Source organism: Bacteroides fragilis NCTC 9343, assembly GCF_000025985.1.
Classification (GTDB): domain Bacteria; phylum Bacteroidota; class Bacteroidia; order Bacteroidales; family Bacteroidaceae; genus Bacteroides; species Bacteroides fragilis.
Genome location: NC_003228.3, coordinates 1,036,338 through 1,048,548, shown reverse-complemented (window position 1 = coordinate 1,048,548; position 12,211 = coordinate 1,036,338). Strand labels below are relative to the sequence as shown.

Genomic DNA, 12,211 nt, shown 5'->3' with positions numbered 1-12,211 from the left:
CAAAACATGAAGTTAAGACTATCTGACACCTTAAATAGCCTTATGTTGGGTGGCCTCCTGATGGCATCCACCTTTGCTTCGGCCGACAACAAACCGACGAAACCTTACTGGCAGGACGTACAGGTGGTAGCCGTAAATAAAGAATACCCCCGTTCTTCATTTATGACCTACGAAAACCGCGCAAACGCCCTGACCGGAAAGTTTGAAAAAAGCAAGTACTACCAACTCCTGAACGGCACCTGGAAGTTCTATTTTGTAGATTCATACAAAAACCTGCCGGCCAACATCACCGACCCTGCAATCAGTACAGCCGATTGGGCAGACATCAAAGTACCGGGCAACTGGGAGGTACAAGGCCACGGAGTAGCTATTTATACCAACCACGGATATGAATTCCAGCCCCGTAACCCTCAACCTCCTACTTTGCCGGAAGCCAATCCGGTAGGTGTTTACCGCAGGGACATCGATATTCCCGCCGACTGGGACGGACGCGATATTTACCTCCACCTGGCCGGTGCCAAATCGGGTGTATACGTATATATCAACGGACAGGAAGTAGGTTACAGCGAGGACTCTAAAAACAGTGCGGAGTTCCTGATCAATAAATTCGTGAAGCCCGGCAAAAATGTCCTTACTTTAAAGATTTACCGCTGGAGTACCGGATCCTATCTGGAATGCCAGGACTTCTGGCGTATCAGCGGTATCGAACGCGATGTATTCCTTTACTCACAACCCAAAGCCGCGCTCAAAGATTTCCGTGTAACATCGACTCTGGACGATACATACAAAGACGGTATCTTCAAACTGGGCGTAGACCTGAGAAACAACGGTTCGACAGCCGGCAATATGACGTTGGTATACGAACTGCTCGATGCCAATGGCAAAGTAGTGGCAACCGGAGAGAAAGCAACTAATGTAGCGGCCGGAGAGACCCGTACGGTGTCTTTCGACCAGACACTTCCGGATGTAAAGACCTGGACTTCGGAAGCCCCCAACCTCTACAAGTTGGTGATGACAGTAAAAGAAAACGGTAAAGTGAACGAAATCATTCCGTTCAACGTAGGTTTCCGCCGCATCGAAATTAAACCGACCGAGCAACTGGCACGCAACGGAAAGCCCTATGTATGCCTCTTCATCAACGGACAGCCGCTGAAGCTGAAGGGAGTGAACATTCACGAACATAACCCTGCTACCGGTCACTATATGACTGAAGAGTTGATGCGCAAAGATTTCGAATTGATGAAACAACACAACCTGAATACGGTTCGCCTGTGCCATTATCCGCAAGATCGCCGTTTCTACGAATTGTGCGACGAATACGGACTTTATGTATACGATGAAGCAAACATCGAGAGCCATGGCATGTACTATGATCTTGCTAAAGGCGGTACGCTGGGAAACAATCCGGAATGGTTGAAAGCGCACATGGACCGCACAATCAACATGTTCGAACGTAATAAGAACTATCCGAGTCTGACTTTCTGGTCGCTGGGTAACGAAGCCGGCAACGGTTATAACTTCTACCAGACTTACCTTTGGGTCAAGAATGCCGATAAAGACATCATGAACCGTCCGGTCAACTACGAACGTGCCCAATGGGAATGGAACTCCGATATGTATGTTCCGCAATATCCGGGTGCCGACTGGCTGGAGGCAATGGGCAAACGCGGCAGTGACCGCCCGATTGTTCCTTCTGAATATTCGCATGCCATGGGTAACTCAAACGGTAACCTTTGGGATCAATGGAAAGCAATCTATAAATATCCGAACCTGCAGGGTGGATACATTTGGGACTGGGTAGACCAAGGCATTGACGCAGTAGACGAAAACGGACGTCACTTCTGGACATACGGTGGTGACTATGGGGTAAACACTCCGAACGACGGTAACTTTAACTGTAACGGTATTGTAAGTCCGGACCGTACTCCGCATCCGGCTATGGCCGAAGTGAAGTATGTTCACCAGAACGTGGCTTTCGAAGCGGTGGATCCGGCTAATGGAAAATTCCTGGTCAAGAATCGTTTCTACTTCACGAACCTGCAGAAGTATATGATCTCATATACCATTAAGGCCAATGGCAAAACAGTGAAAGGCGGCAAAATGTCTGTCAATGTGGAACCGCAGGGAAGCAAAGAAATCACGATCGCGACAAGCGGACTGAAATCAAAACCCGGAACTGAGTATTTTATATACTTCAACGTAACGACTACCGAACCGGAACCGTTAATCCCCGTTGGACATGAAATAGCATACGAACAGTTCCGTCTGCCTATCGAACCGGGCGAACGTACTTTCGCTACCGGTGGTCCGGCTCTGAAAGTATCGGCAGAAGGCAATGAACTGACAGCGTCTTCTTCAAAAGTAAACTTCGTATTCGATAAGAAGACCGGTCTGGTTTCTTCCTATAAGGTAGGTGGAACCGAATACTTTAAAGATGGCTTCGGACTTCAGCCGAACTTCTGGCGTGCACCGAACGACAACGACTATGGCAATGGTAACCCCAAACGCCTGCAAGTATGGAAACAGTCGAGCAAAAACTTCAATGTAGTGGACGCCAACATCGTTATGGACGGCAAAGATGCCGTATTGACAGCTAACTATCTGCTGGCTACCGGCAACCTTTACATTGTTACATACCGCATCTCTCCTTCGGGCGTAGTAAAAGCCGATTTCACTTTCACTTCTACCGATATGGAAGCTGCCAAAACCGAAGCCTCGGAAGCAACCCTGATGGCTACTTTCACTCCCGGCAGCGATGCAGCGCGCAAGGCTGCCTCCAAACTGGAAGTACCCCGTATCGGTGTACGTTTCCGTCTGCCTGCAGAAATGAACCAAGTGGAATATTTCGGACGCGGACCGGAAGAGAATTATATAGACCGCAATGCGGGTACATTGATCGACCTGTATAAAACGACTGCCGACCAAATGTACTTCCCATACGTACGTCCGCAGGAAAACGGACACCATACCGATACCCGTTGGTTGACCCTGAATAAAAAAGGCGGTAAAGGACTGACTATTTATGCAGACAAGACGATCGGTTTCAATGCACTGCGCAATTCGGTAGAAGACTTTGACGGAGAAGAAACCGTATCCCGCCCCTATCAATGGCTGAACCGTGATGCCGGCGAATTGGTTCACGACGAAAGCAAAGCCAAAGATCAACTGCCGAGAAAGACGCATATCAATGATATCACACCAAGGAACTTCGTAGAAGTATGTGTGGACATGAAGCAACAGGGCGTAGCCGGTTACAACAGTTGGGGTGCACGTCCGGAACCGGGTTACAATATTCCGGCAAACCAGGAATACAAATGGGGATTCACAATCGTACCAAGATAAACTAACTTAAAAATAAAAACCATGAAAGATTTACTTAGTATCGTATCTAAATTCAAAGTACAAGGCACAGTAGGCGAAATCAAACCACTTGGCGCCGGCCTGATTAACGACACTTACAAAGTTAACACTACCGAAGCAGACGCTCCCGATTATGTGTTGCAACGCATCAACCATGCAATTTTCCAGAATGTGGAAATGCTTCAGGATAACATTGCTGCCGTGACGGGACACATCCGCAAGAAACTGACGGAAGCTGGAGAGACAGACGTTGATCGCAAAGTCTTGACTTTCCTCCCGACGGAAGAAGGCAAAACATATTGGTTTGACGGTGACAGCTATTGGCGTGTAATGGTATTCATCCCACGTGCCAAAACTTATGAGACTGTGAATCCCGAGTATTCATATTATGCCGGAGCAGCTTTCGGTAACTTCCAGGCAATGTTGGCTGACATTCCGGCAACATTGGGCGAAACTATTCCTGACTTCCACAATATGGAGTTCCGCCTGAAACAACTTCGTGAGGCCGTAGCTGCCAATGCAGCCGGACGAGTAGCCGAAGTACAGTATTATCTGGATGAAATAGAAAAACGTGCAGATGAAATGTGTAAGGCCGAACGTCTGTATCGCGAAGGCAAACTGCCTAAACGCGTATGCCACTGTGATACGAAAGTGAACAACATGATGTTCGACGAAGATGGTAAAGTGCTCTGCGTAATCGATCTCGATACAGTAATGCCAAGCTTTATCTTCTCCGACTATGGAGACTTCCTGCGCACAGGAGCCAATACCGGAGATGAAGACGATAAGAATCTGGACAATGTCAATTTCAATATGGAGATATTCAAAGCATTTACTAAGGGATATCTGGAAGGAGCCGGTTCATTCCTTACTCCGATCGAAATAGAGAACCTGCCTTATGCAGCCGCTCTCTTCCCTTACATGCAATGTGTACGCTTCCTGGCAGACTATATCAACGGCGATACTTACTATAAGATCAAGTATCCCGAACACAACCTGGTACGTACCAAAGCACAGTTCAAACTATTACAAAGCGTAGAAGAACATACCCCCGAAATGGAGGCATACATCAAAGAGTGTCTGGGATAAACTTCCCATCCTTCCAGGTGTAAACTATTGAACGGCGGAGAAACGGTTTCAGTTTTTCCGCCGTTTCTTTTTCCATATATTCCGGAGTTGTCAAAGTAAAAGTCAATGTCCCATTCTCTTTGGACAGTTCTGCTTGCATCAAAGTCATATCCGCTTGCAGGCGGGCATCGATAAAGTCATAGTCGGTAGAATCGGAAGAGGTGAAGAAATCATTCATCTGAGGAACCGACGGCAAAAAGTCGGTGGCGGGAAGCTCTTTCCAGTCCGTGGTATAGAACCGGATATGACTGTCGCATGCCGGAGCGCAAACTGTAGAAACGGCGCAAACCACTTTCGTTGTGTCATTCAACGGCAATAACTTCATCTGCCAATTGCTTGCGTCAGACATTTGCAGAGACACATAATCGGGACTTAACTCCGTCATCTCCGACTTGCCCCCGAAACGGTTGGTCACCTGAGCTTTCATTTTACTTTCGATAAAATCAATACAATCTGCCCGGTTCACTGATGACAGCAACGGACAAAGCGAGTCAGGTATATTCACAAACACCGTTTTAGCTTCCTGTGCTCCGACAGAAAAGGAAGAAGAAATACCCAGAATAAATAACAGGAGGGTAAGAGTAGACTTTTTCATATCTGATAATCTTGTTTCTTTACGTTCTTATTTAGTTCCCAAATATAGGAATATCATTCCTATTAACACCAGAATAAGGTCAATCGCTTTGCTTTTTAAATTCTTTTCACGGAACACCATAGCACCGAAAAGGAAAGATACAATCACACTTCCCCGTCGAACCATCGAGACAATCGAAATCATGGAATCTTCATAGCTCAATGCATAGAAGTAAACAAAATCGGCAGCACAGAGAAAGATGGAAATAAAAATGATAGCCCAATCCCAACGGAACGGAGTAGATGACTTACGTTTCGGCCACCAAAGAAGCGCAAGAATGGGACACATAATAAACATTTGGTACACATTATACCACGACTGTACGACCATGGGAGGCAGCTGCTTCATCAGGTATTTATCATACAAGCCACTTACCGCACCCGCTACGGCTGCCAGAATAATGAAAAGTATCCACTTGTTATGTTTAAAGTCAATACCTTCCTTCTTCCCCGAACGACTCAGCATAAAAAAAGAAATAATGGCCAACATCACACCGATCCACTGATAGAGATTCAAGCGCTCGCCAAATACCAGCATGGCTCCCACAAGCACCATTACGGGACGGGTGGCATTAATCGGTCCTACAATAGTAATAGGCAGATGTTTCATCCCGAAATATCCGAGTATCCACGAGGAAAGAACAATAAATGATTTAATAATAATAAATTTATGTACTTCCCATCCCACCACCGGTACATCGAGCATAGTGCCCCCCAGCACTCCGGGCGCAAATGCCGACAACAAAATAAAAGGAAGAAATATAAGACTGGAAAAAAGTGTATTGAAAAACAACACCGGTAAAACCGCATTGTCTTTCAACGCTTTCTTTTTAAACACGTCATAAAAGCCCAGCAATGTCGCTGAGAGAAAAGCAAGAAGTAACCACATAATAGAATTCTTTAAATTAGAAGCTATAGGCTTATTCGAATATCTCCTGAGGATATTCTACATTAACCAGGAAGAGGGCATTTCCGGGAGCTGAAGTACCGGCTTTACAGCGATTCTGCTGCTCTATTATTTTACGGAAGTCATCGACTGACAGTTTGCCACGCCCCACTTCCAGAAGCGTACCGACAATGGCACGTACCATATTACGCAAAAAGCGGTCTGCCTGGATGGTAAACACCCAGGTATATTCATCCTCCTGAGTCCATTCGGCATGCATAATCTTACAAATATTGGTTTTTACATCTGTATGCAACTTACTAAAACTCGTAAAGTCCGAATAATGAAATAATGTCAGGGCTGCCTCATTCATCTTTTGAAAGTCGAGCGGATTATGTATCCGATAACGATATTGACGATTGAACGGGAATTTTACAGTAGTGATGTAATACTTGTAAGTACGTGCTGTTGCATCGAACCTTGCATGAGCATCCGGCTTTACCCGACAGACCTTATAGACCGAAATATCCTGCGGCAAAAGACGATTCAGCTTCTCAGCTACTTTATCCACATCCAAAGGTTCACCTTCGTAGTCGAAGTGGGCAACCATCAGAGACGCATGTACCCCGGCATCGGTCCGTCCCGCCCCAATCACTTCCGTATCTTTCCTCAGAAAGGTGGCAAGTGCCTTCATCAGACATTCTTGTATACTGATTCCGTTAGGCTGAATCTGCCATCCATGATAATGGGTGCCATCATAGGCTAAATAAATAAAATATCTTTGCACGCTCATTCCGTTCACTTGGTTTTTGCGTGCAAAGATACTGCTTTAATTGATAATTCAGAATGGATACTTATCAATAATTAATTGCTTTATTTGACCCACACATTCATTATCTCACCGATATACATCGTATGCAAAGATTTATCCTTCCATGCTTCTTTCAACTCCGGAGTATCAAAGGCTCCGGGAGTGATCGGCTGGGATAACATCTTCTTACATTCTATGATCATCCATGCTTCAGAGAAAGCTTTACTGCCCGAAGGAGTAGTAAGAGGAGTCAATCCGGCGCCTTTCACTTTATCAACATCTTCGCCACTATGACTACCGCAATATTTCAAAGCATCCCGATAAGTCTCTGTATAAAAGCTGATAGTATATGTATCATTCTTTTCCATCAATTGATAAGTATAGCGTGTAGGATAAATAAAACAGAATGAAACCGGCTTATTATAGAGATACCCCAGTCCGCCCCAGCTGGCTGTCATCATGTTGTATTTATCTTCCGTACCGGCTGTAATCAACATCCAATCTTCAGAGAGCATTTTAATGATATTACCCGGAATCTTATCAGCAGGAATATGTTTATACCCTGCCATAGCTCCCTGCTCCACAGCCTTTGGAAGTTCCCGATCGAACACTTCTGGAGTAACTTTAGGTTCTTTTGCCAATAGAGGAACCTCTGATTTTGCTCCTCCCAGCGTTTTCGTAACCTGCTCCGTCAAGTCATCAAACAGATCGATTGTTTTGATACGGAGTTTTCCATATTTGGCAACCACTTTCGTTTTGGCTTTATTCAATCCGGTCTCATCCGTGATCCAATCTTCCGCCTCCATCTCTGTATCATCACCATGAAAATAAGAAATGTTGTACATCTCCATCTTACAGGAACCGTCCAGGCAGTTAATCACCAGCCGGTATTTAATAGTAGCACGATCCAAGAAGAAGCTATTCGTTGCCGAAAGTTGCAAATACTCTTCACCCAAACATGCAATCTGCCCTTTTTTCTCATCAAAATAGGCGACTCTCCCCTTCTGTCCTTTTGAAGGTGTAAAACGCTTCTCTGCCCATTTTAACAAAGCATCATAGATCTGCCGTTTCGACATATCGGAAGCTTGAATTACTTCTGTAAAAATGACTTTTCCGTTGACTACGGGCACTGCACCGGCCAGATACTTACTGTTATCTTCCTGTGCACAAAGAAGCATAGGACAACAGGCCAAAAGGAACAATAAAATTCTCTTCATACATTTATAAGTGTTTTTACAGAGGCGGATTTCACTCTGAAATCTTCACGTTTGTCACTCGTTCCAACAAGAATCGATCTTTATTCCAGTGGAAGGGCTTAAACTCTGTATTGGTTTTGATCACATTGTTACGGAATATCAACCCATCTACAGATTTTGCATAAAGAATCGGTGCATCAAACGTATCGAATTCATTATCCTCAATCACGATACCTCCATCTTTACCACCATGGAAGTACTTTTGCTGATCTTTCAGATTAGGTATTTCCGGATAGATAGAGATTACTGCATTGGTAAACTGGAACATATTAGTAAGCGCATTGATAAAACGATTGCGACGAATGGTGACATCACGGCAAGCACCTGTCTCAAACCAGCCATTGCAATCGCCACACAGCAATATAGCCGTACCGGAAGTATGGTCAAACAAATTGTCCTCCACCACCGTCTTTTTAGGAGTACTGAATAGTGTACCGCGAGCACGGTTATTACGAATCGTATTACCGGCAAATAACACTTCAGGGGTCCACGTCAGGTTTTCAATACCAAAGCCACTTTTTTCGTTAATAGCAGGATCGATTGCCTCTTTAAAAGTAATGCTGAACTCACGGGCACCTCGTATCTCACCCTTATCATACGGACGAATGGCAGTAATCTGATTCTGCTTGCCAATCAACTCCATTGTTTCCGAACGTACAAACTGAACATCGTCACCCGGACGTCCCCATTCAAAGCCCCAGGATTGATCGTGCATATAACGTCCTATCAGCGTATGATCATCCACACGCTTGATGACTTTCAAATACGTACCATGTACATTAATGGCATCATCCATCATTCCTTCATACAAACCATTCTTTGAGACAATCTTTCCCTTACATCCGGAAAAGTGTGTAGCATCTGCCTGCGTTGTAAAATAGCGCGGATCATTATCGCCTTTCAGGCAGACTCCAAAACCATCAAGCGTAATATCTTCGCAAAGCTGTGCCAGCAATCCCATACCTTCGGCATAATGTACTTTGACATCCAGCAAGGAAGTATTCACATCATGCGACATGAAAATGCCCGGAGTCGGACGTCCCCATCCACGCATAGCCACCACTGTGCCGGGCACCAGACGTGCATCTTTCCACTTTGGAGAGCAAATCCGGCGGGGAGCCACTTCAAAAGCTCCCTTGGTAGGACAACCGATATCACTGGTATTATATACCACATGTTTCGTTTTGCCATCGAAAGCAATGCCCCATGAATATCTCATCACCCAGCCTTCACCCAGCCCTTCGAATACCGAATCCTTACTGATGCGGTAATCGACCCATGGTGCAGGTTCGAACGTGATTCCTTTTTCCGGATCATTCTCTACCACTTGTACTTGAGCAATATGGGGTTGTTCAAAATCAATGCTAAAGTTTTTCAATACACAATTCTCCGAACGAAGCAAAGAAACCGGAATCATTCTTCCATAAAACACAAATTCGGAACCCTGCCCGTCAATAGTCAGGTTTTTCATATCCTCCAAGGCAATCCCCACTTTTTTAGGATTGTCCTGGTCGTGATTGGAAATATAATATTCACGCACGGTAGAACCCGCTTCATGAAAATTGTAACGTCCGGCAGGAAAACGAAGTATCACTTTTTCCCCATCACGGCATTCAGCTTTAATCTTCGCTATGGCCTTACGAACCACAGGAGACGCATTTTTCTTACTATTAGCTTTCAAGCCAAACTGGGAAATGTCATAAACACGCTCTTGTGCACAAACATCCGACACGGATAAAGAGAGCAACAGACTCAGAGCAAAGAGTAGGATTGTCTTCATAGTTTTTTCTATTTCTGTTTAATAATTTAGGGTACAAATATACATTCATTTTCCGATTCTTCCATTTTTTTATTAGTTTACCTTTGCATATAAAAATCAAAGGTGTATATTTGGGAACTATATCTATAAAATAAATCATTAAACACCTATTGCCATGAGTAGTAATATTTTCCTCACCATTGCTATTGTCACAACAGGCATCTTCGCAGTACAATTTATCTTATCTATATTTTTTGGTGATATCGATGCAGATGCTGACATCGACACAGATATCAGCAGTGTGGTTTCTTTTAAGGGATTAACTCACTTTGGGATAGGATTCGGTTGGTATATGTATCTGCAGCATAACACCGAGATACAGACCTACCTGACGGGTGTCGCCATCGGACTCATATTTGTATTTGCCGTTTGGTTCTTATATAAAAAGGCTTACCAACTACAGCAGACCACGCATTCGGAAAGAACAGAACAATTGGTAGGAAGAGAATGCACTATTTATTTCAAACAGAACGAAAAGAAGTACACTGTGCAGATCAGTCGTGACGGAGCCATGAGAGAAATCGATGTTGTCACGGAATCGGGTAAATCATACCAGACGGGAGATAAAGCAACAATTACTGCTTATAAAGATGGAACTTTATATATTCAATAATTAATAAACTCAAAAAAGAGAACTATGACCCAGGAAATGATGATCATGGCTGCCATACTTGTGGCGGTAATCTTAATTACATTTATCGGTATTCTTTCACGCTACCGCAAATGTAAAAGTGACGAAGTATTAGTAGTATATGGTAAGACAGGTGGAGATAAGAAATCGGCAAAGTTATATCATGGTGGTGCCGCCTTTGTATGGCCTATTGTACAAGGATATGAATTCTTGTCAATGAAACCCATGCAGATAGACTGCAAGCTGACAGGAGCACTTTCGGCTCAAAACATCCGTGTAGATGTACCCACTACTATCACAGTAGCTATCAGCACAGATCCCGAAGTAATGCAAAATGCGGCTGAGCGTATGTTGGGATTGACCATGGACGATAAACAAAACCTGATTACAGATGTGGTTTACGGACAGATGCGTCTGGTTATTGCCGACATGACAATTGAAGAGTTGAACTCCGACCGTGATAAATTTCTTTCCAAAGTGAAAGACAACATCGATACAGAACTCCGCAAATTCGGTTTATACCTGATGAATATCAACATCAGCGATATTCGTGATGCTGCCAACTATATTGTCAACTTAGGAAAAGAGGCCGAAAGTAAAGCGCAGAACGAAGCTCAGGCCAATATTGAAGAACAGGAAAAACTGGGTGCTATCAAGATTGCCAACCAGATAAAAGAACGCGAAACCAAAGTGGCCGAAACCCGTAAAGACCAAGACATTGCCATTGCGGAAACCAAGAAGTTGCAAGAAATCTCTGTAGCCAACGCTGATAAAGACCGTATCTCTCAGGTTGCTATTGCCAATGCGGAGAAGGAATCACAGGTAGCCAAAGCGGAAGCTGAAAAAAACATCCGGATAGAACAGGCCAATACCGAAAAAGAAAGCCGCATTGCGGAACTGAATTCCGACATGGAAATCAAACAGGCAGAAGCACAAAAGAAAGCTGCCATCGGACGAAACGAAGCACAAAAAGAGATTGCGTTGTCTAACTCCGAACTAGCTGTAACCCAAGCTAATGCCGATAAACAAGCCGGTGAGGCATCCGCTAAATCGGAAGCTGCCGTGCAAACCGCTAAGGAAATAGCACAAAAAGAAGTGGAAGAGGCGAAAGCACGTAAAGTGGAATCATCTCTGAAAGCAGAAAAGATAGTTCCGGCAGAGGTTGCCCGCCAAGAGGCCATCTTACAGGCAGAAGCCGTAGCTGAGAAAATCACTCGCGAAGCGGAAGCACGTGCCAAAGCGACACTGGCACAAGCTGAAGCAGAAGCAAAAGCCATTCAATTAAAACTTGAAGCGGAGGCTGAAGGTAAGAAACGTTCATTGCTGGCCGAGGCAGAAGGTTTTGAAGCCATGGTTAAAGCAGCCGAATCGAATCCGGCGATTGCTATCCAATACAAGATGGTAGATCAGTGGAAAGAAATAGCAGGCGAACAGGTAAAAGCCTTCGAACATATAAACTTAGGCAATATCACTGTCTTCGACGGAGGAAATGGGGGCACGAGCAACTTCCTGAACACATTGGTGAAAACTGTTGCGCCGAGTTTGGGCGTGTTAGACAAATTACCTATCGGAGAAACAGTGAAAAATATGATTCATCCGGAAGAAAAGAAAGAAGAAACAGAGAAAAAATGAACCATAAATAAGTAGTAAACGATGAATAGGCTGAGCGCAGCCCGTTCATCGTTGA

Annotated in this window: 9 protein-coding genes; 4 read left to right on the top strand and 5 right to left on the bottom strand. The window is 44.5% G+C overall.

All coding sequences use genetic code 11. The features are described from left to right. Positions 1-6: 6 nt before the first annotated feature. Together BF9343_RS03995 and BF9343_RS03990 are read left to right on the top strand one after the other, a co-directional pair. Entirely contained in the window at positions 7-3,342 is a 3,336-nt protein-coding gene (locus tag BF9343_RS03995) for a glycoside hydrolase family 2 TIM barrel-domain containing protein (protein WP_041926173.1), read from the top strand. Positions 3,343-3,363: 21 nt separating this feature from the next. Then, the gene (locus tag BF9343_RS03990) at positions 3,364-4,449 is read left to right on the top strand and encodes a phosphotransferase enzyme family protein (RefSeq protein ID WP_005785173.1); all 1,086 of its coding nucleotides are present in this window, start codon (positions 3,364-3,366) and stop codon (positions 4,447-4,449) included. Here the strand turns inward: BF9343_RS03990 and BF9343_RS03985 are convergent. The 5 genes from BF9343_RS03985 to glaB all read right to left on the bottom strand — a co-directional run bounded on the left by BF9343_RS03985 (position 4,430) and on the right by glaB (position 9,854). Beyond that, complete coding sequence (locus BF9343_RS03985; protein WP_005796026.1) at positions 4,430-5,083, bottom strand: DUF3256 family protein; 654 nt, start codon at positions 5,081-5,083, stop codon at positions 4,430-4,432. The genes BF9343_RS03990 and BF9343_RS03985 overlap by 20 nt on opposite strands. Positions 5,084-5,110: 27 nt before the next feature. Next, positions 5,111-6,010, bottom strand: a complete 900-nt coding sequence (locus tag BF9343_RS03980) for a DMT family transporter (protein ID WP_005785169.1) — start codon at positions 6,008-6,010, stop codon at positions 5,111-5,113. Positions 6,011-6,041: 31 nt separating this feature from the next. Continuing rightward, positions 6,042-6,800 (bottom strand): tRNA pseudouridine(38-40) synthase TruA, encoded by a 759-nt coding sequence (gene truA / locus BF9343_RS03975; protein WP_005801285.1) that lies wholly within the window; start codon positions 6,798-6,800, stop codon positions 6,042-6,044. 80 nt (positions 6,801-6,880) lie between these two features. Beyond that, entirely contained in the window at positions 6,881-8,035 is a 1,155-nt protein-coding gene (locus tag BF9343_RS03970) for a DUF4468 domain-containing protein (protein WP_005801286.1), read from the bottom strand. Between the two features lie 31 nt (positions 8,036-8,066). Further along, on the bottom strand, positions 8,067-9,854 hold the full coding sequence (gene glaB / locus BF9343_RS03965; protein ID WP_010992217.1) for an alpha-1,3-galactosidase: 1,788 nt from the start codon (positions 9,852-9,854) through the stop codon (positions 8,067-8,069). Between the two features lie 154 nt (positions 9,855-10,008). Between glaB and BF9343_RS03960 the strand changes: the two genes are divergently transcribed. Both BF9343_RS03960 and BF9343_RS03955 read left to right on the top strand, forming a co-directional pair. Further along, entirely contained in the window at positions 10,009-10,506 is a 498-nt protein-coding gene (locus BF9343_RS03960) for a hypothetical protein (RefSeq protein WP_005785162.1), read from the top strand. A 24-nt stretch (positions 10,507-10,530) separates the two neighbouring features. Continuing rightward, entirely contained in the window at positions 10,531-12,156 is a 1,626-nt protein-coding gene (locus BF9343_RS03955; RefSeq protein WP_005785160.1) for a flotillin family protein, read from the top strand. Positions 12,157-12,211: the final 55 nt, after the last annotated feature.